Source organism: Silanimonas lenta DSM 16282 (assembly GCF_000429065.1).
GTDB lineage: Bacteria > Pseudomonadota > Gammaproteobacteria > Xanthomonadales > Xanthomonadaceae > Silanimonas > Silanimonas lenta.
Map to the genome: position 1 here is coordinate 253,627 of NZ_AUBD01000008.1, position 25,772 is coordinate 279,398.

Annotated in this window: 21 protein-coding genes; 8 read left to right on the plus strand and 13 right to left on the minus strand. The window is 70.9% G+C overall.

The annotated features are described in order from the left end of the window. Positions 1-3: 3 nt before the first annotated feature. The 4 genes from G408_RS0105335 to G408_RS0105350 are packed head-to-tail and all read right to left on the minus strand — an operon-like array spanning position 4 to position 6,295. Entirely contained in the window at positions 4-2,103 is a 2,100-nt protein-coding gene (locus G408_RS0105335; protein WP_028770259.1) for an SH3 domain-containing protein, read from the minus strand. Then, entirely contained in the window at positions 2,100-4,052 is a 1,953-nt protein-coding gene (locus G408_RS13295; protein ID WP_051282643.1) for a heme-binding protein, read from the minus strand. The genes G408_RS0105335 and G408_RS13295 overlap by 4 nt, the downstream gene beginning before the upstream one ends. Beyond that, a complete protein-coding gene (locus G408_RS13300) occupies positions 4,049-5,473 on the minus strand; it encodes a cytochrome c3 family protein (RefSeq protein WP_037412312.1) in 1,425 nt (474 codons plus the stop codon). The genes G408_RS13295 and G408_RS13300 overlap by 4 nt, the downstream gene beginning before the upstream one ends. Before the next feature lie 3 nt (positions 5,474-5,476). Further along, positions 5,477-6,295 carry a hypothetical protein gene (locus tag G408_RS0105350; protein ID WP_028770260.1) on the minus strand — a complete coding sequence of 273 codons (819 nt, stop codon included), beginning with the start codon at positions 6,293-6,295 and terminating at the stop codon, positions 5,477-5,479. Between the two features lie 154 nt (positions 6,296-6,449). Here G408_RS0105350 and mfd point away from each other — a divergent pair, with 154 nt between their 5' ends. Continuing rightward, positions 6,450-9,899 carry a transcription-repair coupling factor gene (gene mfd / locus G408_RS0105355; protein WP_028770261.1) on the plus strand — a complete coding sequence of 1,150 codons (3,450 nt, stop codon included), beginning with the start codon at positions 6,450-6,452 and terminating at the stop codon, positions 9,897-9,899. A 15-nt stretch (positions 9,900-9,914) separates the two neighbouring features. Here mfd and G408_RS0105360 read toward each other — a convergent pair whose 3' ends face one another. Beyond that, positions 9,915-10,658 (minus strand): NAD(P)H-binding protein, encoded by a 744-nt coding sequence (locus G408_RS0105360; protein ID WP_051282644.1) that lies wholly within the window; start codon positions 10,656-10,658, stop codon positions 9,915-9,917. A 179-nt stretch (positions 10,659-10,837) separates the two neighbouring features. On the opposite strand from G408_RS0105360, the gene G408_RS13305 reads away from it, so the two are divergent. Further along, the gene (locus G408_RS13305; protein WP_051282645.1) at positions 10,838-12,988 is read left to right on the plus strand and encodes a TonB-dependent receptor family protein; all 2,151 of its coding nucleotides are present in this window, start codon (positions 10,838-10,840) and stop codon (positions 12,986-12,988) included. Between the two features lie 91 nt (positions 12,989-13,079). On the opposite strand, the gene G408_RS0105370 is transcribed toward G408_RS13305, so the two are convergent. The 3 genes from G408_RS0105370 to G408_RS0105380 all read right to left on the minus strand — a co-directional run bounded on the left by G408_RS0105370 (position 13,080) and on the right by G408_RS0105380 (position 15,397). Further along, positions 13,080-14,603 (minus strand): fumarate hydratase, encoded by a 1,524-nt coding sequence (locus tag G408_RS0105370; protein WP_028770263.1) that lies wholly within the window; start codon positions 14,601-14,603, stop codon positions 13,080-13,082. An 89-nt stretch (positions 14,604-14,692) separates the two neighbouring features. Further along, positions 14,693-15,103 (minus strand): hypothetical protein, encoded by a 411-nt coding sequence (locus G408_RS0105375; RefSeq protein ID WP_028770264.1) that lies wholly within the window; start codon positions 15,101-15,103, stop codon positions 14,693-14,695. An 84-nt stretch (positions 15,104-15,187) separates the two neighbouring features. Continuing rightward, complete coding sequence (locus G408_RS0105380) at positions 15,188-15,397, minus strand: cold-shock protein (RefSeq protein ID WP_028770265.1); 210 nt, start codon at positions 15,395-15,397, stop codon at positions 15,188-15,190. Positions 15,398-15,783: 386 nt separating this feature from the next. On the opposite strand from G408_RS0105380, the gene G408_RS0105390 reads away from it, so the two are divergent. After that, positions 15,784-16,563, plus strand: coding sequence for a ferredoxin--NADP reductase (locus tag G408_RS0105390; protein WP_028770266.1), 780 nt, complete (start codon positions 15,784-15,786; stop codon positions 16,561-16,563). Between the two features lies 1 nt (position 16,564). Here G408_RS0105390 and G408_RS0105395 read toward each other — a convergent pair whose 3' ends face one another. From G408_RS0105395 to G408_RS0105410, 4 genes are all read right to left on the minus strand, one after another. Next, the gene (locus G408_RS0105395) at positions 16,565-17,047 is read right to left on the minus strand and encodes a glutathione peroxidase (RefSeq protein WP_028770267.1); all 483 of its coding nucleotides are present in this window, start codon (positions 17,045-17,047) and stop codon (positions 16,565-16,567) included. Between the two features lie 128 nt (positions 17,048-17,175). Further along, positions 17,176-19,473 (minus strand): TonB-dependent receptor, encoded by a 2,298-nt coding sequence (locus G408_RS0105400; protein ID WP_028770268.1) that lies wholly within the window; start codon positions 19,471-19,473, stop codon positions 17,176-17,178. A 123-nt stretch (positions 19,474-19,596) separates the two neighbouring features. After that, entirely contained in the window at positions 19,597-20,082 is a 486-nt protein-coding gene (locus tag G408_RS0105405) for an FKBP-type peptidyl-prolyl cis-trans isomerase (RefSeq protein ID WP_028770269.1), read from the minus strand. Between the two features lie 76 nt (positions 20,083-20,158). Further along, on the minus strand, positions 20,159-20,368 hold the full coding sequence (locus G408_RS0105410) for a cold-shock protein (RefSeq protein ID WP_028770270.1): 210 nt from the start codon (positions 20,366-20,368) through the stop codon (positions 20,159-20,161). A 240-nt stretch (positions 20,369-20,608) separates the two neighbouring features. Here G408_RS0105410 and G408_RS0105415 point away from each other — a divergent pair, with 240 nt between their 5' ends. The 4 genes from G408_RS0105415 to G408_RS0105430 all read left to right on the plus strand — a co-directional run bounded on the left by G408_RS0105415 (position 20,609) and on the right by G408_RS0105430 (position 22,485). Next, a complete protein-coding gene (locus tag G408_RS0105415; RefSeq protein WP_028770271.1) occupies positions 20,609-21,025 on the plus strand; it encodes a hypothetical protein in 417 nt (138 codons plus the stop codon). 76 nt (positions 21,026-21,101) lie between these two features. Further along, positions 21,102-21,749, plus strand: a complete 648-nt coding sequence (locus G408_RS0105420) for a hypothetical protein (protein ID WP_028770272.1) — start codon at positions 21,102-21,104, stop codon at positions 21,747-21,749. Between the two features lie 32 nt (positions 21,750-21,781). Next, a complete protein-coding gene (locus tag G408_RS0105425; RefSeq protein WP_028770273.1) occupies positions 21,782-22,111 on the plus strand; it encodes a heavy-metal-associated domain-containing protein in 330 nt (109 codons plus the stop codon). Then, entirely contained in the window at positions 22,108-22,485 is a 378-nt protein-coding gene (locus tag G408_RS0105430; RefSeq protein ID WP_028770274.1) for a hypothetical protein, read from the plus strand. Before G408_RS0105425 ends, G408_RS0105430 begins: the two co-directional genes overlap by 4 nt. A gap of 48 nt (positions 22,486-22,533) precedes the next feature. Here G408_RS0105430 and G408_RS0105435 read toward each other — a convergent pair whose 3' ends face one another. Further along, complete coding sequence (locus G408_RS0105435) at positions 22,534-23,253, minus strand: pseudouridine synthase (protein ID WP_028770275.1); 720 nt, start codon at positions 23,251-23,253, stop codon at positions 22,534-22,536. A gap of 161 nt (positions 23,254-23,414) precedes the next feature. Between G408_RS0105435 and G408_RS0105440 the strand changes: the two genes are divergently transcribed. Continuing rightward, positions 23,415-25,529 carry a S9 family peptidase gene (locus G408_RS0105440; RefSeq protein ID WP_028770276.1) on the plus strand — a complete coding sequence of 705 codons (2,115 nt, stop codon included), beginning with the start codon at positions 23,415-23,417 and terminating at the stop codon, positions 25,527-25,529. The last annotated feature ends 243 nt before the right edge of the window (positions 25,530-25,772 follow it).

The window sequence follows — 25,772 nt, forward strand, 5'->3', positions numbered from 1 at the left end:
GCGTCAGTAGGTCAGCACTGCGTTGATCAGCCCGGAATACAGGGTGCCCTGCCCGGTGCCGTAGAAGCGCTCGATGCCCGAGCCCGGCCGGAGCACCGAGATCGAGCCGTTGATGACGATGTTCTGGATGAACAGCGGCCGCCACTGCAGGCCCACGGCCATGTCCCAGCCGATCTCCTTCGGTGGCGGGGCCTCGTTGCGCAGGGCGCCCAGCACCCCGGTATGCATGAAGCGCAGATGGTTGAGATTGGCCGTGAGCCGCAGTTCCGGCTTGAGGTCGAGGTCGGCCCCGATGCCGAGCAGCACCAGTCCGGGATTGACGAAGTTCGACTGCCCCTGCTCCTTCGAGGAGCGCAGGGCGGGAAGCAGGCCATTGCGGCTGCTCAGCACCACCCCGCCGCCGCCCACCAGCGGGATGGTCTGGCGGATGAAATAGCTGGTATCGGCGCCGGCGAACTGCGGGTTCTCGAAGATGGCGTCGAAGCCGGTGGCCTTGTCGTCGTAGGGATCCGCGTCGCCGCTGGCCAGCAGCAGGCTGCCGCGCAGGCGGATCCAGCTGAAGTCGCGCGAGAGCTCGCTGGCGTGGAAGGCGGCGCGGATGCGCTGGCGGCGCTGCGCCAGCGGATGGCGCTCCTGCTCGCCGATGGCGAGGTAGGTGCTGGTGGTGAGGTTGAGCCTCGCCTTCGGCCACCAGGACGTGAGGTGGCCATCGCCGCTCACGCCGAGGTAGGTCACGTGGTAGCGGAAGGGCCGCAGGTCGCCGAAGAAGGCCGGCCGCACCAGGAAGCCGTTGGTGTCGTAGTGGAAGCGGTCCTCGCGGTTGCGGTTGTGCAGCAGCGTGGCCTGCGAGGTGAAGCCGAGCCGCGGCCAGTCCTGGCGGTAGACATTGGCCACGAACACGTCGTCGCGGCGCAGCGCCCGGCTGGTGTCGTTAAGACCGCTGTTGGTGTCCTTCTCCATGCGCCGGAACCAGGCCAGGTTGTACTGCCAGTGGTTGTTGTCGCGGTTGCCGAACAGGCGCACGCCGAAGGGCTGGTCGATGAACAGAAAGCCTCGGAAGTCGCTGGTGAAGGGCTGGATGCCGATGCGCAGGCTGTCGAAGTCGTAGCGGTCGGAGACGTTTCTCAGGTGCTTGTCGTAGAACAGTTCCTGGAACCCGACGTGGCGGTCGGTGCGGGTACGGCCCTCCAGCGGGTCGATGCGCAGCAGTCCGGCCTCCTGGGCGCGCACGTGGTTCACGTTCAGCACCGGCACGATGCGGATCTCGTGGTCCGGCGGCTTGTAGGTGGTGTTGCCCTTGATCAGGCCGACGTTGAGGATCAGGGTCTGGGCGCCGATCTCGAAGCGGTTGCGGCCATAGATGTCGCGGCCCTGCCCGGGAATGCCGATGGTCTGCGCCACCGGCACCGGGAAACGGCGGCCCTCGAGCAGGGTGTCGGAGACGAGGTTGAGGGCGACGAACCAGTCCGGTCCGATCTCGCGCACCGGGAAATCGCCCTTCAGCACGTTCTGGTGGTAGGGGTCGTACCAGGGGAAGCGGTAGCCCAGCGACTGCAGGATGCGCCAGCGGTCCGGCACCGGCACCGATTCCCGCGGCAGGGTCGCCGCCGGAGCCGGGATCTGCCCCGGTTCGGGGGGCGGAAGGGTGACCAGCGGCTGCGGGCGCTCGCCGGGACGCACCAGCGGGGCGATGGCCGGCGCCTCGAGGCCCTCCGGCGTGACGATGCGCGGTGGCGCTGGCGCCGAGAGGGCCTGCACGTTCCACTGCCCGTCGGCGAGGCGCTCGCGCTTCAGCCAGGCCCGCGTGCCCTCGCCTTCGCCCTCGCGGGTCCGCACTTCCACCCAGCCGCCCTGTGCGGAGAGCACCTCCAGCAGGCGGCCGCGCGCCACCTCGCGCACCGGGGCGGCGGCCTCGCCCGGGGCCTCGCGCAGCAGCAGCGAGGGAGCCATCACCTGCAGCAGCATCACCGGCGCCGGTGCCGGATCCATGGCACCGGGCGCAGCCGCGGAAGCCGCCCCGGCCTCCGCGAAGACCGGCGGGACCGCAAGGGCCATCAGGGCCATCGCGCAGGCCACCACCAGGGGGCGGCGCGAGGGCCTCATCGCTCGCGCTCCATCGGCCGGCGGGGCGAGGCGCGCTCCGCGCTCCCCGGCCGGGCCGGCGTGGACGGCACGGGCTTCGGGCGGGGCTGCGCCTCAGGCGGCATCCGCAGCAGCAGCGGCGCGCCCTGGGTCGGCAGGTCGCCCTCGCCGCTGCAGACATTCTGCGCATCGCTGCCGTTGAAGGGCGACTGCGGGCATTGCACGTAGCGCAGGCCGAGCTGGTCGGCGCGGCGCAGCAGCGGGGCGTGGCCAAGACCGCCGCCCAGCCAGCGCCCGGCGCGGGTGATGCCGAGGAAGGCGATCATGTCGTCCTGGTCCACGCCGTCACCGGAGACGCCCACCGCGCCCACGAGCAGGCCGTTGCGGTACACCGGCACCCCGCCGGGGAAGATCTGCACACCGTTGTCGGCGCCGATCGGCGCGGCAGTGCAGCGCGGGATGATCGGGCCCCCCGGAGCCAGCGAGGCGGCGAGGCCGGGGAAGACGAGATCGAGCTGCAGGCCCACGTTGAACGGGCTCCAGGCCGGACGGGCGCTGGAGAGCGGGCCGCGCGGCCGGCTGTCGATGCCGTCGGGGTAGGAGGGACGCGCGATGTTGCCGAGGGCGCGGCTGGTGAAGGCCATGCCGTCGGCGAAGATCGACGGCCGGCCGAAGAAGGCGCTGGCCGAGCGCGGATCGCCGCTGATGTAGAAGGCCTGCTGCGCCGGCGAGTTCACGCTGGCGAGCCGCGCTGCGGCATCGGGCCGCGAGAACAGGGCCGCCGCCCGCGCCTTCTGCAGCGAGACATCGATGCCGAACACCGGCGCGTCGGGAGTGCGGGCGATGCCGAGGATGGTCCCCGAGGCATCCACCACGCTCACCGTCACCTGGGCCGGCGAACCGAGCGGGATGCGGATCTGCGCCCGGGCCGCGTTCGCCACCTCGATCGCCTCGTCGAGGAGGGCGAAAACCTCGGGCTGCGACAGGCTTCCACCGCCGGCGGGCGGGAACCGGTTGGCTCCAGTGGCGGTGAGCAGGGCGAAGGCATTGCCCATCAGGTTCACCGGATCGGGGCCGATGCCCGACTCGGCCCGGCCGAAGATGCGCCCGGCCCGCGGGCCACCGGCCGCGGCGAAATAGCCCGGGACGTCCACGTAGGCGCCGCCCGCGGGCAGGCTGGCGCTGCTGGCCAGCCGCCGGCCATCAGCATCGGAATAACGCAAGCTCACCCCACCGGCCGTCACCCGCTCGGCGCGAATGCAGTCGGGGGCATCGAAGCCACGCACCGCCGAATGGGCGATCACTTCCTCGGGGTCGTTGTCGAAATCGAAGGGATTGAGGTCGATGCCGTAGACCGGCGAGGCCCCCGCCACCACACCGATGCCGCCCACCACGCTACCGGCCTTGTAGAGCGGGAAACCACCGGGATCGGCCGAGAGCCCGAGTGGTGAACGCCGCGGCCCGATGCCGAGCGGCTCGCCGCCCTGCATGAGGTCGCTGCAGGGCAGCTGGCTGAACTGCACGCCGAACAGCGGCCCTGCGGGCACATTGCGAATCATCGGCGGGAAGTGGTCCTGGACGATGAAGCCGGCGGTGCGGGTGCTGAAGGCCTGCCCCGAGGAGGAAAGGTAGGCCCCGGTGATGGCCTTGGCGATGGCCGCCGCCGTGCTCGGCACCACCAGGCCCTCGAGCCCGCCGCCGCTGGATACCCCGCTGCTGATGCGGATGCCCGGCGCCGCTCCGGCCATCTGATAGACCGCCAGCACGTTGCCGACGCGGTCGACCACGGCGATGGTGGCCGGTTGCCCCAGCCGGCCCGCCACGTCCGCGGCCTGGGCCACCACCCGCTCCACGTCGGCCACCTCGAGCCGCTGGTCGGGCGCAGCGGGCGCCGGGCAGCGTGCCGCGACCTGCCCGGCGGCGAGCAGGGCGAGGCCGAGCAAGGCCGGAAAGAGACGCCGCCGGTTCATGGCCGGGCCTCCTCTCGCACCCGGCCGAACAGGCGCTCGCTGGCCTGCAGGGCCGCGTGTGCCGGGTGGTAGTCATGGCAGAGCCCGCAGTCGGAACGGACCATGCCCGGGGCGGCCCTGGCCCCGGCATGGCAGTCGCGGCAGCCGCCGATGCCGGGCATCAGCACCTCGCTGGCCGTCTTCGAGGCCTCGGCGGCATGGCAGTCCGTGCAGGCCATCTGGGTATGCGCGGCATGGCTGAAGCGGGCCCCCGGCATCCACGGGTGCGACGAGGGCACGGCGGCGATCCGCCATTCGGGCAGGTCGGCGGCCGGGGTGCCAGGGCGCCCGGTCTCGGCCACCCGCGTCACCTCGTGACAGACCACGCAGCCCCGCCGCTCGACGAGAGCGATGGCCTCCTGTCGCGCCAGAGCGAGAGCATCTTCCTGTCGCGGCCGCGGCGCGCTGCCGCCCGGGCGCTGCACCGCTCCCTCGCCCGCGGCATGGGCATCGAGCCCGCCAGGCAGGCTGGCGGCGAAGCCGTAGAACTCGCGGATCATCGACAGGGCCTCGTCCAGCGGACCATGCGGCACGCTGCGGCGAGCGAAAGTGCCCTCCAGATGCAGGGCATGGCAGGCCTGGCAGTCGGAGGCGAAGCGCACCGGCTCGAAGCCCAGTGCATCCGGGCGCAGGCGGTGGCAGCTGCCGCAGTCCAGACGCTCCCGGCCATCCGGCCCGCCGATCCCGCTGGCGGCGAGATGCACGTCGTGGGGGAACTTGAGGCCCGTGGGCTCCGACACCGGCCCTTCGTCGAGGCGGCGCTTCACCAGTCCGCCGTGGCCGTCGTCCACGCGCACGGCGAACTCCGGGTGGGCCGCGGCAAAGTCGCTGGCATCCAGCAGGCCGAGCTCCGGGCGGCGGGCGGCGAGGTCGCCATGGCAGTCGATGCAGCTGCCCCCGGCATGGGCGAGGTTCTGCACCTGCAGGCCCATCGGCCCGTGGTGCTCGCGATGACAGCTGGCGCAGCGCGGCGCAGCCTCGCCGGCGATCGGCGGCGAGGCACCGCCATGGGCGGCCACCGTACGGTGGCAGGCGGTGCAGTCCTCGTCGCGCACGCGCACGAAGGGCTCGGCGTGACAGGCGCGGCAGTCGAGGCTGAGGGCGGCATGGGCCGAATCCAGCGGCCCGGCGTCCCACACCCGGTCCCAGGCCAGGGCAGTGCGGAAAGCGCGCACGTCCTCGGCACCCAGCGGGCGGTCGAGCGGCTCGGGGCGGGCGGCGGCCTGGGCCTTCGCGGCCTTCTGGCTCAGCAGCAGCGGCACCAGGGCGAAGCCTGCCAGCAGCAGGAGCAGCAGCCCCCAGGAGAGCAGGCGGCGGCCAGCGAGCGGCCGGCGCAGGGCCTCCAGGGCATCGGCATGGGGGTCGGGAGCGCTCGGGGCCATGGGTCACCAGTAGGTAAAGACCGCGAGGATGTGCGCCAGCAGGGCCCCGAGCAGGGCCAGCGAGAGCGGCACGTGCACCACCAGCCAGGCCTCGGTCCAGGCCCGCAGGCGCAGGTAGGCGCGCAGCCGCTCGAGCACCTGCAGGCGGCGGAACTGCAGGGCGAACAGGTCGCGCACCTCGCGCTCCGAGGCGCGCTCGTCGGCGCGCAGGGCGGCCACGGCGGCGGCGGTGGCGCAACCCGGCAGCCGGCGCCGCAGCCGGCCCCAGCCGGGACGGGCGATCGGCGTGGCGGCGGAGGCCTCGACCAGTTCGACGAAACGCGGCGCGATGCGCGCGGCGAGCTGGCGCGACTGGCCGTCGATCTCGGCCAGCGACGCGGCGTGCTGCTCCAGGGTGCGGCCGTCGAGCAGGTCGCTCATCAGGCCGGGATTGCGCAGGTACACCGCCACGCCCCACAGGCCGCTGGCGATCACCGCCACCATCAGGCCGTAGGCCAGGGTGTGCACGTTCCAGCCGAACTGGAAGCCGGTGTGCAGGGTGGCTACCACCAGCAGCGAAAGGCCGAGGTAGACATGGGCCGAGAGCCAGCCGCGCACCGTGCCGATGCCGCCGAGGTACTGCCGCTTGCGCACCCCGAACCACAGCAGCCAGACGATCAGCAGGGCGCCCAGGCTGCCGAGGGTGTAGCCGAGCAGGGTGCCGCCGCCCGGGCCGAAGCGCGGTTCGTCGAGGGCGTACCAGAGCACGCTGGCGGCCACCAGCAGCAGCGCCCACTTGAAGTAACGCAGGCGGGCATGGCTCAGGATGTTGTCGTCCGCCATCCGCACGACTCCCCTTGGCGAGCGCCCATCCGTGGCGGCGGCGTGAAACCGCAGCGCAACAAATGTGACGCATGGCTGATTTTCCCCCGCTGCCGATTTAGCGCCGAGGTGTTCGCCGCGTCAAGACGGCGAGCCGCTACACTTCGCGCCCTCTATGAGCCACCCCAGCCTCCCCGCCGCGCCCCTGCCGAGGCGCGGCCAGCAGCGCGCCGACTGGCGCCTCCCCGCCACGCCCACCGCCGCCGCCCTGGCCATCGCCGAGCGGGCCCGCCAGCACGCCGGCCTGGTGCTGGCCGTGGCCCGCGACCCGCAGTCGGCCCTGCGCCTGGAAGCCGACCTGCGGAGCCTGTCCCGCGGCCTGCCGGTACTGCATTTCCCCGACTGGGAGACCCTGCCCTACGACCTGTTCTCGCCGCACCCCGACATCATCTCGGAGCGCGTGGCGGCCCTGTACCGCCTGCCCTCCCTCACCCGCGGCGTGCTGGTGGTGCCGGTCTCCACCCTGCTGCAGCGCGTGGCGCCGCCGGAATGGATCGCCGGCAACGTGCTCGACCTGAAACGTGGCCAGGTACTCGACCTCGACGCCGAGAAACGGCGCCTGCAGGCCGCCGGCTACCGCCATGTGCCGCAGGTCAACGACCCGGGCGATTTCAGCGTGCGCGGCGCCCTGCTCGACCTCTTCCCCACCGGAGCAGCCGAGCCCTACCGCATCGAGCTGTTCGACGACCGCATCGACTCGCTGCGCAGCTTCGACCCCGAGACCCAGCGCTCGCTGCACCCGGTGGAGGCCGTGTCCCTGCTGCCGGCGCGCGAGTTCCCGCTCGACGCGGCCGGCTGCCGGCGTGCCCGCGAGGCCCTGCTGGAACGCTTCGACCTCGACCCGCGACGCTGCCCGCTGGTGCAGGACCTGAAGGAAGGCGTGGCGCCGGCCGGCATCGAGTACTACCTGCCGCTGTTCTTCGAGCAGACCGCCAGCCTCTTCGAGCATGTGCCCGCCGATACCCTGGTGGTGCTGGATGCCGGCTGGGAGCAGGCCGCCGAACAGCACCTCGCCGCCTGCGCCCAGCGCTGGGAGCAGCGCCGCCACGACATCGAGCGGCCGGTGCTGCCGCCCGGGGAACTGTGGCTGCGCCTCGACGAACTGCGGGGCGCGCTGAACCACCATCCGCGCATCGAGCTTCTGCCCCCTGGCCACCCGCGCTGGGCCGAGGCCGCGGAACTGCCCCTGCAGCCCGCGCCCGAACTGCCGCTTGCGGCCCGCGGCGAAGCGCCCGGCGCCGCGCTGCGCGCCTTCCTCGGCCGCTACCCGGGCCGCGTGCTGGTGGCCGCCGACTCGCCGGGCCGCCGCGAAGCCCTGATCGAGGTGCTGGCCGCCGCCGACCTGAAGCCGCCCACGGTGGCCGACTGGGCGGCCTTCCTCGAGGGCAACGAGCGCTACGCCATCGCCGTGCTGCCGCTCGATGGCGGCTTTGCCACCGGCGAGCCGGCCCTCGTGGTGCTCACCGAGCGCCAGCTGTTCCCGGAGAAGGCCGAGCAGTCGCGTCGCCGCGGCCGGCGCGGGGTGCGCGACCCGGACACGATCATCCGCGACCTCGCGGAGATCGCGATCGGCTCGCCGATCGTCCACGAGGAGCACGGCGTGGGCCGCTACCGCGGACTCGAGGTGCTGGAGGCCGGCGGCGTGGCCGGCGAGTACCTGGTCATCGAGTACGCCAAGGGCGACCGGCTCTACGTGCCGGTCTCGCAGCTGGAGCGCGTCTCGCGCTACTCGGGCGCCTCGCCGGAACACGCGCCGCTACACAGCCTCGGCGGCGAGACCTGGGAGAAGGCCCGGCGCAAGGCCGCCGAGAAGGTACGCGACGTGGCCGCCGAGCTGCTGGAGATCCAGGCCCGGCGCCAGGCCCGCGCCGGGCTTGCCCTGCCGGTGGACCGGGCGATGTACGAGCCCTTCGCCGCCAGCTTCCCCTTCGAGGAAACCCCCGACCAGCTCGCCGCCATCGAGGCGGTGATCGCCGATCTTGCGAAGCCCTCGCCGATGGACCGGGTGGTCTGCGGCGACGTGGGCTTCGGCAAGACCGAGGTGGCGGTACGCGCCGCCTTCGTCGCCGCCACGGCGGGCAGGCAGGTGGCGGTGCTGGTGCCCACCACCCTGCTCGCCGAGCAGCACTACCGCAATTTCCGCGACCGCTTCGCCGACTGGCCGATCCGCGTCGAGGTGCTCTCGCGCTTCAAGTCGCCGAAAGACATCAAGGCCGTGCTGGCGCAGGTAGCCGAGGGCAAGGTCGATGTCATCGTCGGCACCCACCGCCTGCTGCAGGCCGACGTGCGCTTCAAGGACCTCGGGCTGGTCATCGTCGACGAGGAGCAGCGCTTCGGCGTGCGGCAGAAGGAGCGGCTGAAGGCCATGCGGGCCGAGGTGCACCTGCTCACCCTCACCGCCACCCCGATCCCGCGCACCCTCAACATGGCCATGAGCGGCCTGCGCGACCTGTCGATCATCGCCACGCCCCCGGCGCACCGCCTCGCGGTCAAGACCTTCCTCACCCCCTGGGACGAGGCCACGATCACCGAGGCCTTCCAGCGCGAACTCGCCCGCGGTGGCCAGGTGTACTTCCTGCACAACGAGGTCGAGAGCATCGAGAGGATGGCGCGCGACCTCGAGGCCCTGGTGCCGGAGGCCCGCATCCGCGTGGCCCATGGCCAGATGGCCGAGCGCGAGCTGGAGCAGGTGATGCTCGACTTCCACCGCCAGCGCTTCAACGTGCTGGTGTGCACCACCATCATCGAGTCGGGCATCGACATCCCCAGCGCCAACACCATCCTGGTGAACCGCGCCGACAAGTTCGGCCTGGCGCAGCTGCACCAGGTACGCGGCCGCGTCGGCCGCTCGCATCACCGCGCCTACTGCTACCTCATCGTGCCCCCGAAGCTCACCCCGGATGCCGAGAAACGCCTCGAGGCGCTGGCAGCCATCGAGGAACTGGGCGCCGGCTTCATGCTGGCCACCCACGACCTCGAGATCCGCGGCGCCGGCGAGCTGCTCGGCGAGGAGCAGAGCGGCCAGATCGCCGAGGTCGGGTTCTCGCTCTACACCGAGCTGCTGGAGCGGGCGGTGAAGTCGATCAAGGCCGGCAAGATCCCCGACCTCGACGCCGGCACGCCGCTGGGCCCGGAGATCAACCTCAACCTGCCGGCCCTGCTGCCCGAGGACTACCTGCCCGACGTGCACGCCAGGCTCACCCAGTACAAGCGCATCAGCGCCGCCAGGACGCCCGAGCAGCTGCGCGAGCTGCAGGTGGAACTGGTGGACCGCTTCGGCCTGCTGCCCGAGCCGGCCAGGCACCTGTTCGCCATCGGCGAGCTGAAGCTGGAGGCGGCCCGGCTCGGCATCCGCAAGCTGGAACTGGGGCCGCAGGGCGGCCGCCTGGTGTTCGAGGCCAGGCCGAGCATCGATCCGATGGCGGTGATCCGCATGATCCAGGGCCAGCCGAAGGTCTACGCCATGGACGGGCCCGACAAGCTGCGGATGCGGCTCGAACTGCCCGACGCCGCCAGCCGGCTGCGCGCCGCCCGCGCCCTGTTCGCCACCCTGTCCCAGGGCTGATGCGGGGAACCCGGCTCAGCCGCCCCGGCCGGGGCGGCGGGCCTCCGCGGCGGCGCGCATGGCGCGGTACTCGTGCACGAACCAGCCGCTGCCGCCGGCCTCGAGGCAGTGCATGGCGGCATCGGCCACCACCTCGGCCTCGATGGCGCGGAAGCGGGCCAGCGGGCCTAGCAGCAGGGGGTTGTAGAGCGGTGCCAGGACCTGCCCGAAGCGCTCCAGCGGCCGCCGCTCGGTGCGCTCGCCGAGCAGGAGGCCCGGGCGCAGGATGTCCACCCGCGGGAAGTTCTGCTCCGCCAGGCCCCGCTCGGCCTCGGCCTTCACCCGAAGATAGAAGTTGCCCGACCGCGGGTTCGCCCCGGCCGAGGACACCAGGATGGCGTGCCGGGCACCGAGGGCACGGGCCAGGGCGGCGAATTTCAGGACGAGATCGCGGTCGACGGCGACGAATGCGGCCTGATTGCCGGCCTTGGCCATGGTGGTGCCGAGCGCGCAGATCCAGGCCTCGGCGCGGAAGCCGGAGAGCGTCTTGCGAAGGCCGCTGTCGCTCCGGCGCTCTGCCGTCGGCCCTTCATAGACCGGGTTTTCCAGCCGCGGCGAGCGCAGGGCGAGCGGGCTGCGGGTAGGCGCCACCACCTGGAAGCCCGCCCCCGGCGCCAGCAGGCGCTCAAGCAGGCGGCTGCCGACCAGCCCCGAGGCCCCCGACAGCAACACCCGGCGCAGCGGCGCGTCGGTCTCCGGCAGCGGCAGGGGCGCTTGCATGCGGCGGGTGTCGGATGTGAAGAAAGGCCCGAAAGTATCACGACCAATGGCGACAAAATCCGACCGCCGCCGCGGTTTTCGCCCCGGATCGGCGGGATTGGGCGTGAGGCCCCGGTGACAAAGGCAAACGCCTATCAGATAATAGTGCTTCTCATTTGTTACCTTCCCTTGCCCTGTCCATGCCCTGCCCCCGCCTGCATCCGCTCTGCGCCGCCCTCGGCCTCGCCCTGGCCGCCTCCCCCGTCCTTGCCGCGCCTGCGCCGGAGGCAGACGATGCCGGCGAGAAGCGCCGCACCCTGGCCACCATCGAGGTGGTGGGCACGGTGCCGCAGCCGGCCAGCGCCGAGGGCAGCGCCGCCATCCTCGACCAGGCGGTGCTGGTCTCCAGCCGCACGCTCACCGTGAACGAGGCCCTGCGCAAGGTGCCGGGCGTGACCGTGCGCGACGAGGAAGGCTTCGGCCTGAGGCCGAACATCGGCATCCGCGGCAGCAATCCCACCCGTTCCACCAAGGTGCTGCTGCTCGAGGACGGCCTGCCGGCCATGTACGCGCCCTATGGCGACAATGCCAGCTACTACCACGCCCCGATCCAGCGCTACGAGCGCATCGAGGTGCTGAAGGGCGCCGGCCTGCTGCGCTTCGGCCCGCAGACCATCACCGGCGCCATCAACTACATCACCCCCACCCCGCCCGAGGAGGCCGCCGGCCACGTGCAGCTCTCCGGCGGCAGCCGCGGCTACGGCGCCCTGCACGCCGCCGTGGGCGGCAAGGGCTTCGAGCTCGACCTCGGCCACAAGCAGGGCGACGGCGCCCGCGACAACACCGCGCTCGAGCAGACCGACCTGTTCGTGAAGTTCCAGCGCCAGATCAGCGAGCACCATGCCCTGACCCTGCGCGGCAACGCCCTGCGCGAAGACTCGCAGGTGGGCTATTCCGGCATCACCGATGCCGAATACCGCCACTTCGGCCGCGAGTACTACCCCTTCCTCGACGACCTGTTCGACATCGAGCGCTACGCCTTCTCGGCCAGCCACGACTGGACCCCGCGCCCGGGGCTCTCGCTGCTCACCTCGGCCTACTACAGCCAGTTCGAGCGCGACTGGTGGCGCCAGGCCAGCACCACCACCGACACCCAGTGCGGCACCGCCTTCCGCGACGCGCGCCTTTCCGGCCAGCGCGTCGATCCCCGGAGCTGCAACTCGACCCAGGGCCGCCTGCGCAACTACTACACCTGGGGCGTGGACACCCGCCTTGCCTGGGACCGCAGCCTGTTCGGCACGCCGGGCAACAGCGAGCTTGGCCTGCGCTGGCACGAGGAGAAGCAGATCCGCTACCAGGTGAACGGCAGCAGCCCCGCCGCCCGCAGCGGCACCACGGTGGAGGACAACCTGCGCACCGCCGAGGCCCTGGCCGCCTTCGCCACCACCACCTTCGAGCTTGGCGCACTGAAGCTGAGCCCCAGCCTGCGCCACGAGGACATCCGCTTCACCCGCCAGAACCGCCTGCCGGGCGGCCTGGGCGGCCGGGATGGCCTCGAGGAAACCACCTGGGGCCTGGGCGCGCACTGGCAGGCCAGCGAGGAACTGGTGCTGTTCGCCTCGGCCCACGAGGGCTTCGCCCCGCCGCGGGTCGAGGACCTGATCGCCGGCAACGGCACCAGCACCACGGTGGATGCCGAGAAGAGCCTGAACCTCGAACTCGGCCTGCGCACCCGCTGGCAGGGCATCGATCTCGAGGCGGTGGCCTTCCGCAACGACTTCGACAACCAGGTAGTGGTGGGCTCGATCGCCGGCGGCAGCACCCCGCTGGCCCAGGGCGAGACCGAGTACGCCGGCATCGAGTTCTCGGCCGGCCTGAACCGCGGGGCCCTGGCACGCCGCAGCGGCGAGTTCTATGCCGATCTCGCCCTCACCCGCCTGTTCACCGCCGAACAGCGCAGCGTGCTGCGGCGGGTGGACAACGGCCAGCCGGCCAATGGCAGCGTGGCCGGCAACCGCCTGCCCTATGCCCCCGACCTCACCACCACCTTCCGCGCCGGTTACGTCGAGGGCGCCTGGGACGGCTCGCTGGAAGTGCAGCATGTCGGCCGGCAGTGGTCCGACTTCGCCAACACCCTGCACCCGGCCGCGAATGGCGACGGGCAGTTCGGCCGCATCGACAGCTACGCGGTGTGGAACGCCACCCTCAACTACGAGCCGGAAGGAAAGCCTTGGAGCGGCTTCCTTGCGGTGAAGAACCTCACCGACCGCGAATACATCGTCGATCGCACCCGCGGCATCCTGTTCGGCAATCCGCGGCAGGTGATCGCCGGCCTGCGCTACGCCTGGTAAGCCCCGCTGCCTGCCATGAACGGAAACGGCGCCCTTTGGGGCGCCGTTTCCGTCTCCCGGCCCCGCCGTGGTGCGGGGCAGGCCGGTGGACTCATTCCACCACCACCGGAATGCCGAGGCGCTTTTCGATGCGCGCCTTCCACTCGGCCGGGCCGGTGCTGTGCACCGACTCGCCGCGCGAATCCACGGCCACGGTCACCGGCATGTCCTTGACCTCGAACTCGTAGATCGCCTCCATGCCGAGGTCGGGGAAGCCCACCACCTTCGCCGCCCTGATCGCCTTCGACACCAGGTAGGCCGCGCCCCCCACCGCCATCAGGTAGGCGCTCTGGTGCTTCTTGATGGCCTCGATGGCGGCCGGGCCGCGCTCGGCCTTGCCCACCATGCCGTAGAGGCCGGTCTGGGCCAGCACCTGCTCGGTGAACTTGTCCATGCGCGTGGCCGTGGTCGGGCCGGCCGGGCCCACCACCTCGTCGCGCACCGGATCGACCGGGCCGACGTAGTAGATGAAGCGGCCTCGCAGGTCCACCGGCAGGGGCTCGCCCCGGTCCAGCATGTCGACCATGCGCTTGTGCGCGGCATCGCGGCCGGTGAGCAGCCGGCCATTGAGCAGCAGCACCTCGCCGGGCTTCCAGCTCGCGATCTCTTCCTTGGTGATCGCATCGAGGTTCACGCGTCGGCCCTTGCTGGCATCGTAGGTCAGCGCCGGCCAGTTCTCCAGCGACGGCGGCTCGAGCATCACCGGGCCGCTGCCGTCGAGCGTGAAGTGCGCATGCCGCGTGGCCGCGCAGTTCGGGATGATGGCCACCGGCAGATTGGCCGCATGCGTCGGGTAGTCCCGGATCTTGACGTCGAGCACGGTGGTAAGACCGCCAAGGCCCTGGGCGCCGATGCCGAGCCGGTTCACCTTCTCGTAGAGCTCGATGCGCAGTTCCTCCACCCGGTTCGAGGGGCCCCGGGCGATCAGTTCCTGGATGTCGATCGGCTCCATCAGGGCTTCCTTGGCGAGCAGCATGGCCTTCTCGGCGGTGCCGCCGATGCCGATGCCCAGCATGCCCGGCGGGCACCAGCCGGCGCCCATGGTCGGCACGGTCTTCAGCACCCAGTCCACGATCGAATCGGAGGGATTGAGCATGGCGAACTTCGACTTCGCCTCCGAGCCGCCGCCCTTGGCGGCCACGGTCACGTCGACCTTGTCGCCCGGCACCACCTTCATGTTGACCACCGCCGGGGTGTTGTCCCGGGTGTTCTGGCGCCGGCCGGCCGGGTCGGCCAGCACCGAGGCGCGCAGCCGGTTGTCGGGATGGTTGTAGGCGCGGCGCACGCCCTCGTTCACCATCTCCTCCACCGAGAGCGTGGCCTCCCAGCGCACGTCCATGCCGATCTCGAGGAAGACGGTGACGATGCCGGTGTCCTGGCAGATCGGGCGGTGGCCTTCGGCGCACATCCGTGAGTTGATGAGGATCTGCGCCATCGCGTCCCTGGCTGCGGGGCTCTCCTCCTTCTCGTAGGCCGCGGTGAGCGCCTTGATGTAGTCGACCGGGTGGTAGTAGCTGATGTACTGCAGCGCGTCGGCAATCGACTGGATGAAATCGTCCTGCTTGATGACGGTCATGGCATGGCGGCGCGGCGCCGCGTGGCGTGGATGAGGACCCCGATTCTAAGCCAGCCGCCGCCTGCGGCCGGTGGCGGCCGGGACGCTGCTCACTCTGCGAAGCGCACCCAGAGCTCGGCCTCGGAGCGCGAGCCGAAGATGCGCACCTCGAGCCCGGCAGCCTGGGCATCGAGCTGGGTGGCCTCGTAGGCCCCCACGCGGTCGACGCTGCGGGCCACGAAGGCCCAGCGCCGTCCGACGAAGGTCTGCGGCCCCAGGGTCCGCATGAAGGTCTCGCGTTGCTCACCGACGAAGGGCTCGTCGTCCATCAGGTCGATGGCCAGCACCTTCACGATCCGCAGCGAGGCCGCGAGATCGCGCACCGCATGCCAGCAGGAGGCCATGTGCTCCGGGGAACCGCGCCGCCCCCGGTATTCCACGACCAGGACATCGAGGTCGGTGCGCCAGCGGATCTCCACCGGCGCGTGGCCCTCGAGGACGTGCGGCAACGGCGCATTCATGGGGCGAGTGTGTTCCTCCGGCCGGTGAAAGAAAACCCCGGGCGGACCCGGGGTTTTCCGTTTTCCCTCCCCTGCGGGCGGGACTCAGGCGACCTGGACTTCGTCGGCCTGGAGCCCCTTCTGGCCCTGGACCACCTTGAAGGAGACACGCTGGCCTTCCTTCAGGGTCTTGAAGCCGGTGCCCACGATGGAGCGGAAGTGGACGAACACGTCCTGGCCGTTCTCCGGCGTGATGAAGCCGAAGCCCTTGGCGTCGTTGAACCACTTCACGGTTCCGAACTGACGATCCGACATTGCAATGCATCCTCGAACATTGGCTGGAGATAGGAACGACGCCAACCGCACGCCGCTACTGCTTGCCCGGGGAATCGTTGCGACGATGCAGCAGATCGAACGGATCGGCACACCGGGCCACGGTCGACTGTGACCCGGACGGAGCAGTGGGCCTACAGTAACCCGGGGCTGAACGAAAAGTAAGTCCCCGCAGGACTGCGAATCCCATCGCAGTTCCACCCCCTTTCCGGGCCCCTTCCGCCTCCCGGCTGCTGCGCCGCCGCATGGCCCGGCGCAGGTCCGCCCTGCCCGCCCCGGCGGCAGCCCCGGCAGGCCGGCACGACCCCGGTCAAATCCGGCCCGCCCGCGGATGCGACAATGGCGCGTTTCCCGAGGCCCCGACCGGCATGTCCTCCGCCTTCATCACCGAAACCATCCTCGACGTCCGCCACTGGACCGACGCCTACTTCAGCTTCACCTGCACCCGCGACGACGGCTTCCGCTTCGAGAACGGCCAGTTCGTGATGATCGGCCTCATGGTGGACGGCAAGCCGCTGATGCGCGCCTACTCCATCGCCAGCCCGAACTGGGAGGAGCAGCTCGAGTTCTTCTCGATCAAGGTGCCCGACGGCCCGCTCACCTCGCGGCTGCAGCACATCCGCCCGGGCGACAGCCTGCTGCTCTCGCGCAAGCCCACCGGCACCCTGCTGATCAGTGACCTCCTCCCCGGCGGCACCCTCTACCTGCTCGCCACCGGCACCGGGCTGGCCCCCTTCCTCTCGGTGATCCGCGACCCCGCCACCTACGAGCGCTTCGACCGGGTGGTGCTGACCCATGGCGTGCGCGAGGAAGCCGACCTCGCCTACCGCGACTACATCGAACGCGAGCTGCCCAGACACGAATACCTCGGCGAGCAGATCCGCGAAAAGCTGCTGTACTACCCGGCGGTGAGCCGCCAGCCCTTCCGCCACCGCGGCCGGCTCACCGACCTGATGGCGAGCGGACAGATGCAGCGCGACCTCGGCCTGCCCGAGATCAGCCCGGAACGCGACCGCGCCATGATCTGCGGCAGCCCGCAGATGCTGGCGGATTTCCGCCGCCTGCTCGACGAGCGCGGCTTCACGGCCTCGCCGAAGATCGGTCAGGCCGGGCACTACGTGTTCGAGCGCGCCTTCGTCGAGAAGTAGCTCAGCCGAGCGCCTGCTCGATGTCCTTGCGCAGGCTCTCCGGCTTGTCGGTGGGGGCGTAGCGCTTCAGCACCCTGCCGTCGCGGCCGACCAGGAACTTGGTGAAGTTCCACTTGATGCCCTCGGTGCCGAGGAAGCCCGCCTTCTCGCTCTTCAGCCAGTTGAACAGCGGGTGGGCCCTGGGGCCGTTCACGTCCACCTTGGCGAACATCGGGAAGCTGACGTCGTAGGTGAGCGAGCAGAACTGCCTGATCTCGGCCTCGTCGCCGGGTTCCTGGTGGCCGAACTGGTCGCAGGGGAAGCCGAGCACCACGAGGCCCTTCGCACCATAGTCGCGCCAGAGCCGTTCGAGGCCGGCGTACTGCGGGGTGAAGCCGCACTTGCTGGCGGTGTTCACCACCAGCAGGGCCTTGCCGCGGAACTCGGAGAGGGCACGCTCCTTGCCCTCGATGTCGGTGGCGGAAAAATCGAAGGCGGTGGTCATGGTCGGGGCTCCGGTGGGAATGCCGCACAGCCTAGCGCCTGGGCTTCTGCCATGCGATGCCCGTCGCCCCCCAAAACGCGAAGGGCGGCCTTCGGGGCCGCCCTTCGTGCCTGTCTTTTCCGGCCGGCTCAGAAGCTGGCCTTGAACTCCACGCCCCAGGTGCGTGGCTCGTTGATGAAGCCGGTGAGGTTGTTGAAGTCGATGCCGCCCACCGCCTCCACGCGGTCGAGGATGTTGCGGCCGAAGGCCGCCACCTCGTACTTGCCGAGCTCCCAGCTGTAGCCGACGCGCAGCCCACCCTCCAGCAGGGCGCGGCCGCGGTAGACCTCGCTCTCGTAGAGGAAGAAGTTGATCGCGCTGCGGTAGGCCCAGTCGGTGTAGACGTAGAGCTCGGCGTCGTTGGCGAGCGGGATGCCGTAGCGGGCGGTGAGGTTGGTGGTCCACTCCGGGGCCTGCGGCAGCGGGTTGCCATCGATCAGGGCCAGGGTCACGCCGTTGCGCACCACCAGCGGGTCGGTCACCCGGCAGGCCGCGGCGTTGAAGCAGGGCGCCACGGCGAGGCCGGCATCGCGGATCTCGGTGTGGTTGTAGCCGGTGCCGAAGGTCACCAGCAGCTGGTCGCCGAGGTAGGCCTCCATGTCCAGCTCGAAGCCGCGGCCCTTGCCCTTGTCGGCGTTCAGCAGGCTGTTGAAGTTGGCGGTGCCGCCGACGGCGGTGAGCTGCTGGTCCTCGATGGTGTAGTCGAACACCGAGAGGTTGAGGCGGGCGCGGTTGCCGAACAGGGCGGCCTTGAGGCCGGCCTCGTAGCTCAGCACTTCCTCGGCCTGCGCCACGGTGACGAGCTGGTTCGGCGCCAGCGTGGCATCGGCGAAGGTGAGCCGGCCCTGGATGCTCGGGGCGCGGAAGCCCTTCGCCACGCGCAGGTAGAGATTCACGTCCTCGTCCACCGCCCAGGTGGCGGCAAGGTCGCCGCTCCAGTCCTCGGCCTTCGGGTTCACCCGGATCGGGGCGATCGGCGGAGCGCCGAAGGCGCCGAACACGCGCTCGCCGACGAAGCGCTTCTCGTCCTCGGTGTAGCGCAGGCCGCCGCGCAGGGTCAGGGTGTCGGAGAGCGCCCAGTCCAGCGAGGCGAAGGCCGCCCAGGCGGTGTTGTCCTGGCGCTGGAAGGCATAGGCGTTCGGGATGCCGCCAGCGAAGGTGTCGTAGCTGAAGCTGTCGATCTCGGCGCGGTCCTTGAACCAGTACAGGCCGCCCTGCCAGCGCAGCGGGCCCTCGCCGTTCGAGGCAAGGCGCAGCTCCTGCGTGTACTGCCGCACCTCGGAGCCGTCGCCGGAGTCGGCCGGGAAGCGGGCGCCGTCGGGGAAGGCGCCCGGGTTGGTGCCAGGGAAGAAGTCGAAGGTGTAGGCAGAGCCGCCATCGATGTCGCCACGCGAGAACAGGCTGGCCTGGTTCCAGCTGCTCACCGAATGCAGGGTGGCGCCGCCGAGGTCCCAACGCAGGCGCAGGGTGGCGCCGTCGGTGTCGAGGTCCTGGGCGTTGCGGGCATCGATGGAAACGCGGCGCGGGTCGAAGTCGCGCACCAGCCGGCCTTCCGGCGTGAGGATGTTGGCGCGGAACAGGCGGGCCGTGCCCTCGAGGCGGCGCGACTGCAGCGAGAGCAGGGCCTCGAAAGCCTCGTCGCCAAAGAACAGCAGCTGGCCGCGGAAGGCCATGTCCTCGTAGCCCTCGAGCGCGCGCTCGCGCGGGGTGCCGGCGAAGGTGTTGCGCACCCAGTCGCCGCGGCGCTGGTAGAGCATCGAGGCGCGGCCGGCGAGGGCGTCACCGAGCGCGCCGCCGACGGCGCCCTCGAGGTTGGCGGTGTCGAAGCGGCCGTAGCTGAGCCTGCCATAGCCGCTGGTGGCGGCCTCCGGGCGCACCGATTCGAACTTGACGAGGCCGGCCGGGGTGTTACGGCCGAACAGCGTGCCCTGCGGGCCGCGCAGCACCTCGATGCGGTCCACGTCGAACACCGGGAAGCCCTTCAGCGCCACGTTCTCGTACACCACCTCGTCGTAGACCAGCGACACCGGCTGCGAGGCATTGAGGTCGAAGTCGGTGTTGCCAAGGCCGCGGATGTAGAAGCGCGGGAAGCTGCGGCCGAAGGAGGATTCGATGTTGAGACTGGGCACGCGGCTGGCGAGGAAGCGGATGTCCTCGCCGCCGGAGCGGATCACGTCGAGCTTCTCGCCATCGACCGCGCTCACCGCGATCGGCACCTCGCGGGCATCCTCGCTGCGGCGGGTGGCGGTGACGTTCACCGTGTCGAGGGTGCGGGCATCAGTGCCCGGGGTGTCGCCCTCGGCCTGGGCGGCGGCAAGGGACGGCAGGGCCAGCGCGACGGCGATGGCCAGCGCGTGGCGGATCGGGGAGGTGGGATGGCGGCGCATCTCGGTTCCTTGGAGACGAAATTAGGGAGAGGATTCGGGGCCGTCCTGGCCAGAAAACGCAAAACCCCGCGCCCGTAGGGCGCGGGGTAACACAAGTTTAACGCTGGCGTGTCGAGCCGGAACTCAGCCGTGATGGTGGCCGCCCGGGCCATGCACATGGCCGTGCAGCACCTCTTCCACCGTGGCCTCGCGCACCTCGACGATCTCGATGTCGAAGTGCAGGGGCATGCCGGCCAGCGGGTGGTTGGCATCGATGGTGATGCTGTCCTCGGCGACCTCGCGCACCACCACGGTGATCGGCCCCATCGGGCCCTGGGCCTCGAACTGCATGCCCGGCTGGATCTCGATGTCCTGCGGGAAGGCCGCGCGCGGCACCGCCTGCAGCATCTCCGGGTTGCTCTCGCCATAGCCCTCGGCGGGCGGCACCACCACCTGGAAGGTATCACCGGCCATCCGGCCGGCCATGGCCTTCTCGAGGCCCGGCACGATCTGGCCGACGCCGTGCAGGTAGGGCAGCGGCTCGCGGCCGCGCGAGCTGTCGATCACCTGGCCGTCCGGACTGGTGAGGGTGTAGTGGAAGGACGCGACGGTGCGCTCGGCGATCTGCATGGAAAGTCTCCTCGTGGAAAAGAAAAACCCCGGGCGCGCGCCCGGGGTTCGTCACGCATGGGCGAAGGCAGGGCTCTCAGAGCGCCTGGACGGCGTCGGCCTGCAGGCCCTTCGGCCCCTTCACCACGGTGAAGCTGACCTTCTGGCCTTCCTTCAGGGTCTTGAAGCCCGAGCCCTGGATGGAGCGGAAATGGACGAAGAGATCCTCGCCGCCCTCGCGCGAGATGAAGCCGAAGCCCTTCGCGTCGTTGAACCACTTGACGGTACCGTTCTGACGGTCGCTCATTTTGTTGTCTCCGAGTAACAGATTTCGATGTCTTGAGGGTTCACCGGAAAAACCGGCGGCTGTCTGCTGGGAGGCAACACAAGGGCGATGTAGCGGATCTTCGATCTACCGCATCGGGACACAATTCACCGTGACCCGGCAAGCTCAGCCAGGCCACGATACGGGTTTTCCCGCCGCCGCGCCAACGGTTTTTCAGCCCCCCGGGGCCGCGGTTCAGGAAAAGGGGCTACACTGGACGCCATGGCCCTGCCCTTCGCCCGCCGCCTGCCCCCTGGCCTGCACCTGCTGCTGGCCCTGGTGCTCGTGCTGCAATCGGCCACGGCGCTCGCCCTGCGGCAGGCCATGCCGCTCGCCCCGGCCACCGGCGCGGCGGCGGCGCTCGAAACCAGCCAGGGCCCTGAAACCGCGCCATCCCTGCCCTGCCACGCGGCGCTCGCCGCGGCACTGACCCCGGCCGGGGCGCCGCTCCCTTCGGACGCGGGCGACTGCTGCGATGGCGGCGGGCTCTGCCAGTGGGCCTGCGCCATGGCCCCGATGGTCCCGGCGGCCGAACTCCGGCTCCCGCCCCCCGATGCCGCGCCCGGAGCGCTGCCGGCCCCCCGCCCGGCCGCCCCCCGCTGGCCGGTGACCCAGCCACTGCGACCGCCCATCGCCTGATTCCGTCGTGAGCGCCCCGCCCCGAGGGCGGGTCCATTCCTGCGGGCTGCCTGCCCGCGCCACCACGGAATTCCCAATGAAGACGACTTCGCTTCCGGGCCTGCTGGCCCTGGCCGCCCTGCTGGCCGCGGACGGCCTTGCGGCGCGTCCGGTGTCCTATGCCGGCGGCCATATGCTGATGATCGACCACCAGTCCGATCTGGACCAGTGGAGCTACACCTACTCACCCAGCTTCCGCTGGTCGGTCTCGGCCGGACGGCTGCGGCTGGACGGGCTGGAGCGCACGGGCCTGCTGGACCTGCGCTACGCCCGCTCGGCCCGCCTGCTGCAGCGCTGGAACCTGCCCACGGCCCAGGCCAATGCCTTCGCCTGGGCCGGCCTCGGGGAGGCACGCACGGGCCTTGGCACCGGTGGCGCCCGCCACCTCGGCCTGCAGCTCGACTATGAGACCCGAAGGGTCTACACCTCCTTCGTGAGTGAACTGCACGAGGGCGAAGGCTGGTCGCACCGGCTGGATACCGCCGCGCTGGGCTGGGCGCCCTACCCACACGACGTGGATCGCGTGGCCACCTGGTTCGTGCTGAAGGGCATGCACACCACGAACGCCCTGGACCGCGGGGTGAAGCCCGCCGCCGTGCTGCGCCTGTTCACCACCCGCTGGTGGCTGGAAGTGGGCGCCGATGACGACGGCAAGCCGCTCGCCAGTTTCATGCTGAACCTCTGATCTTCCATGAGCCCATTCGAGGAGTCCCCGAAATGAACCGTCTGATCGCCATCCCCCTCGCCCTCCTGCTCGCCGCCGCGCCCTTCGGCCTTGCCGAAGCCCGCAGCATCCGCGTCGAGGTCAACGGCCTCGTCTGCGCCTTCTGCGCCGACGGCATCACCCGCGCCCTGAAAAAGCAGCCGGCCGCCGAGGAAGTCTTCGTCAGCCTCGAACACCGCCTCGTGGCGGTCGGCCTCAAGGACGGCCAGGACATCGCCGACGAGGTGCTGAAAAAGACCCTCGTGGATGCCGGCTACACCGTGGTCGGCATCGAGCGCACCGACGATACCGTCGCCACCATCCGTGCCGGAGTCGGCCGATGAAGGAACTGCGGCAGGGCCTGTGGGGCGCCTTCGGCGCCCTCCTCGCCAGCTCCGGCACTCTGGTGTGCTGCGTGCTGCCGGCGGTGATGGTGAGCCTCGGGGCCGGCGCCACCCTGGCCGGCCTCGTCACCGCCGTGCCGCAGCTCGTCTGGCTCTCCGAGCGCAAGGGGCTGGTGTTCAGCGTGGCGGCCGGCGCGCTGGCCATCGCTGGCGCCCTGCTCTGGCGCGCCCGCCATGCCCCCTGCCCGGCCGACCCGGCGCTCGCCCGGGCCTGCGCCCGGCTGCGCCGCTGGTCGAACGGACTGTACCTGGCCTCGGTGGCCGCCACGATCCTCGGCGCGGTGTTCGCCTTCGTGCTGCCAGCGCTGGGCTGAGGCCGGCAGGGTCATCCCCGGAAACGGCGGCCCCGCGAGGGGCCGCCCTCACCACTCGCTGCGGTTCGGCAGCAGGCCACGCAGCTCGGCATCGGTGAGGTTGCGCCACTGCCCGGGCTTCAAATGGCCGATCTGGATGTTGACGATGCGGCTGCGGAACAGGCGCTTCACCCGGTAGCCGAAGTGGGCGCACATCAGGCGGATCTGCCGGTTGAGGCCCTGGGTCAGCACGATGCGGAAGCCCACCGGGCCGAGCTTCGAGACCTTGCAGGGCAGGGTCTTCGTGCCATGCATGGGGATGCCGCCGCGCGCCATACCACGCAGGAATTCCGGGCTCACGTCCTTGTTGACGCCGACCAGGTACTCCTTCTCCTTGCTGTTCTCGGCACGCAGGATCTCGTTGACGATGTCGCCATTGCTGGTGAGCAGGATCAGGCCCTCGCTGTCCTTGTCGAGGCGGCCGATGGGGAAGATGCGCTGCTCGTGGCCGATGGCCTCGATGATGTTGCCCTTCACGTCCTGCTCGGTGGTGCAGGTGATGCCCACCGGCTTGTGGTAGGCGATGTAGACGTGCCGGCGCTTGTGGGGCGCGGCGGCGGCGCGCCGGGCCACGGTCTGGCCGTCGATGGCGACCACATCCTCCTCGCCGAGCTCGGCGCCGATCCGGGCGCGGACGCCGTTGACGGTGACACGGCCTTCGCCGATCAGGCGGTCGGCCTCGCGGCGCGAGCAGAAGCCCGCCTCGGAGAGGTACTTGTTCAGGCGCATCGCTGCGTGCCGAAGGAAGGGAGGGCGCGCAGGATACCCCCGGCGGGCCGTGGGCGCCTGAACCCCGGCCGGGGCCGTGGGGGCCGCCTCCTCACTTCCGGCACACCCCGGCGCGGCGGCAATCGGCGATGCTCCAAGGTTTCCACCCGACGGGACCCCGCATGAGCCTGCTGCGACGCCCTGCCCTGCCCTCCCTGCTCCTGCCTGCACTGGCCGCCCTGCTGGCCCTGCCGGCGCTGGCGGCCAAACGGCCGATCACTCACGAGGACCTGTGGAGCTTCGACCGTCTCTCGGCCCCGGCCCTCTCGCCGGATGGCCGCTTCGCCGCGGTAGTGGTGACGAAACCGGCCTACGACCCGGCCGAGCAGAGCGCCGACCTCTGGCTGCTGCCGGTGGACGGCCGCGGCGAGCCGCGCCAGCTCACCTTCAGCCGGGCCGCCGAAGCCGGCCCCGCCTTCAGCCCCGACGGTCGCCTGCTCGCCTACAGCGTGCAGCGCGAGGGCGATGCCGTCCCCCAGATCTATGTGCTCGACCTGCAGCAGGGCGGCGAGCCGCGCCGCGTCACCTCGCTCTCCACCGGCGCCCGGCAGCCGCAGTTCTCGCCCGACGGCAGCCGCCTGCTGTTCGTGAGCAGCGTCTATCCCGGCACGAAAAACGACGCCGACAACCAGCGCATCGCCGCCGAGCGCAAGGCGCGCAAGGACAATGTGCGGATCTATACCGGCTTCCCCATCCGCAACTGGGACCGCTGGCTCGACGACCGCCAGCAGCGCCTGTTCGTGGTGCCGGTGGCCGGCGGCGAAGCCCTCGACCTGCTGGCCGGCAGCGAACTCGTGAAGCAGCCCGGCTTCGGCGGCCGCTTCAGCGATACGGGCGAGGAGATCGACGCCACCTGGACGCCGGATGGCCAGTCGGTGGTGTTCGCCGCCACCGTGAACCGCCACCGCGCCGCCTTCGCCAATGTGCACACCGACCTCTACCGCGTCTCCGCGAGCGGCGGCGAGGCGGTACGCCTCACCGGCGACGGCACGCTGGAAGCCCAGGACAGCTATGCCCGGCCGCAGTTCAGCCCCGATGGCCGCACCCTGCTCGCCCAGCGCACCCCGCGCGGCGAGCAGGTCTACCAGCCCACCCACCTGCAGCCCTTCGACTGGCCGGCGATGCGCCCCGGCACCACCCTGCGCCTGCCGGGCGAGCGGGCAGTGAATGGCTTCGGCATCGATGCCGATTCCCGCACCGTCTGGCTCACCGCCGAGGATGCCGGCCACGAGAAGCTCTGGCGCGCCCGCCTCGGCGAGCCCGAGGCCCGCCTCGCCTTCGACATGGATCGCGGCGTGTACACCGGCCTGCAGGTGGCCCGTCGCGCCAGCGGCGTGCTGGTGGCGAACTACGACAGCGCCGCCGAACCGCCCGAGGTGGTGCGGCTCATGCCGCGCGGCGGCCACCAGCCGCTCAGCGCCTTCAACCGCGAGCGCACCGCCGCCCTCGACCTCGCACCCGCCGAGACCTTCTGGTTCGAGAGCGAACGCGGCGCCCGCATCCACAACCTGCTGGTGAAGCCGGCCGGCTTCGACCCGGCGAAGCGCTACCCGCTGTTCGTGCTGATCCACGGCGGTCCGCACATCATGTGGCGCGACAGCTTCTTCGTGCGCTGGAACTACCACCTCATCGCCGGCACCGACCGGGTGGTGCTGCTCACCAACTACACCGGATCGACCGGCTTCGGCGCTGCCTTCGCCCAGGGCATCCAGGGCGATCCCTTCGAGGGCCCCGCCAAGGAGATCAACCAGGCCGCCGACGTGGCCATCGAGCGCCATGCCTTCATCGACGGCACGCGCCAGTGCGCCGGCGGCGCCAGCTACGGCGGCCATCTCGCCAACTGGCTTCAGGGCACCACCACCCGCTACCGCTGCCTCGTGAGCCATGCCGGCCTCGTCAACCTCGAATCGCAGTGGGGCACCTCCGACATCATCTTCAGCCGCGAGCAGAACAACGGCGGCCCGGTGTGGGAGCGCGGCCCGGTGTGGACGGCGCAGAACCCCATGCTGAAGGCCGCCAACTTCCGCACCCCGGTGCTGGTGACCATCGGCGAGCAGGACTTCCGCGTGCCGCTCAACAACGTGCTGGAGTACTGGTCGCTGCTGCAGCGCCAGCAGGTGGAGAGCCGGCTGCTGGTGTTCCCGGACGAGAACCACTGGATCCTGAAGGGCGAGAACAGCCGCACCTTCTACCGTGAACTGGAGGCCTGGCTGGACCGCTGGGAGGCGGCGCCGTAGCCGTCGCCCCACGAGGCACTCAACGCGCGGCATACCATCGGGGGAGCGCCTGCCTCGAGAAGACCGCATCTCGGGGCGCCTGCCTCGTGCGGACGGCGGGGTTGTCACTGGCGAGCCTGCCTGCCGCATGCGGCATTTCGCTCTTCCCTCGGTCGGGGCAATCCTGCCCCGACTCGGGCGCTCGCCATCCATGGCTCGCTTGCCGCGAAACGCCACCCGCGGCGTCGCGGCTCGCGGCGAAAC

Excerpts from the sequence above, each read along its gene's own strand:
- G408_RS0105335 (WP_028770259.1), bottom strand. The coding sequence starts at position 2,103 with ATGAGGCCCTCGCGCCGCCCCCTGGTGGTGGCCTGCGCGATGGCCCTG.
- G408_RS13295 (WP_051282643.1), bottom strand. The coding sequence starts at position 4,052 with ATGAACCGGCGGCGTCTCTTTCCGGCCTTGCTCGGCCTCGCCCTGCTC.
- G408_RS0105435 (WP_028770275.1), bottom strand. The coding sequence starts at position 23,253 with ATGCGCCTGAACAAGTACCTCTCCGAGGCGGGCTTCTGCTCGCGCCGC.
- G408_RS0105395 (WP_028770267.1), bottom strand. The coding sequence starts at position 17,047 with ATGACCACCGCCTTCGATTTTTCCGCCACCGACATCGAGGGCAAGGAG.
- G408_RS0105390 (WP_028770266.1), top strand. The coding sequence starts at position 15,784 with ATGTCCTCCGCCTTCATCACCGAAACCATCCTCGACGTCCGCCACTGG.
- G408_RS13305 (WP_051282645.1), top strand. The coding sequence starts at position 10,838 with ATGCCCTGCCCCCGCCTGCATCCGCTCTGCGCCGCCCTCGGCCTCGCC.
- G408_RS13300 (WP_037412312.1), bottom strand. The coding sequence starts at position 5,473 with ATGGCCCCGAGCGCTCCCGACCCCCATGCCGATGCCCTGGAGGCCCTG.
- G408_RS0105360 (WP_051282644.1), bottom strand. The coding sequence starts at position 10,658 with ATGCAAGCGCCCCTGCCGCTGCCGGAGACCGACGCGCCGCTGCGCCGG.
- G408_RS0105415 (WP_028770271.1), top strand. The coding sequence starts at position 20,609 with ATGGCCCTGCCCTTCGCCCGCCGCCTGCCCCCTGGCCTGCACCTGCTG.
- G408_RS0105400 (WP_028770268.1), bottom strand. The coding sequence starts at position 19,473 with ATGCGCCGCCATCCCACCTCCCCGATCCGCCACGCGCTGGCCATCGCC.
- G408_RS0105420 (WP_028770272.1), top strand. The coding sequence starts at position 21,102 with ATGAAGACGACTTCGCTTCCGGGCCTGCTGGCCCTGGCCGCCCTGCTG.
- G408_RS0105440 (WP_028770276.1), top strand. The coding sequence starts at position 23,415 with ATGAGCCTGCTGCGACGCCCTGCCCTGCCCTCCCTGCTCCTGCCTGCA.
- G408_RS0105370 (WP_028770263.1), bottom strand. The coding sequence starts at position 14,603 with ATGACCGTCATCAAGCAGGACGATTTCATCCAGTCGATTGCCGACGCG.
- G408_RS0105350 (WP_028770260.1), bottom strand. The coding sequence starts at position 6,295 with ATGGCGGACGACAACATCCTGAGCCATGCCCGCCTGCGTTACTTCAAG.
- G408_RS0105425 (WP_028770273.1), top strand. The coding sequence starts at position 21,782 with ATGAACCGTCTGATCGCCATCCCCCTCGCCCTCCTGCTCGCCGCCGCG.
- G408_RS0105375 (WP_028770264.1), bottom strand. The coding sequence starts at position 15,103 with ATGAATGCGCCGTTGCCGCACGTCCTCGAGGGCCACGCGCCGGTGGAG.
- G408_RS0105405 (WP_028770269.1), bottom strand. The coding sequence starts at position 20,082 with ATGCAGATCGCCGAGCGCACCGTCGCGTCCTTCCACTACACCCTCACC.
- G408_RS0105430 (WP_028770274.1), top strand. The coding sequence starts at position 22,108 with ATGAAGGAACTGCGGCAGGGCCTGTGGGGCGCCTTCGGCGCCCTCCTC.
- G408_RS0105380 (WP_028770265.1), bottom strand. The coding sequence starts at position 15,397 with ATGTCGGATCGTCAGTTCGGAACCGTGAAGTGGTTCAACGACGCCAAG.
- G408_RS0105410 (WP_028770270.1), bottom strand. The coding sequence starts at position 20,368 with ATGAGCGACCGTCAGAACGGTACCGTCAAGTGGTTCAACGACGCGAAG.
- mfd (WP_028770261.1), top strand. The coding sequence starts at position 6,450 with ATGAGCCACCCCAGCCTCCCCGCCGCGCCCCTGCCGAGGCGCGGCCAG.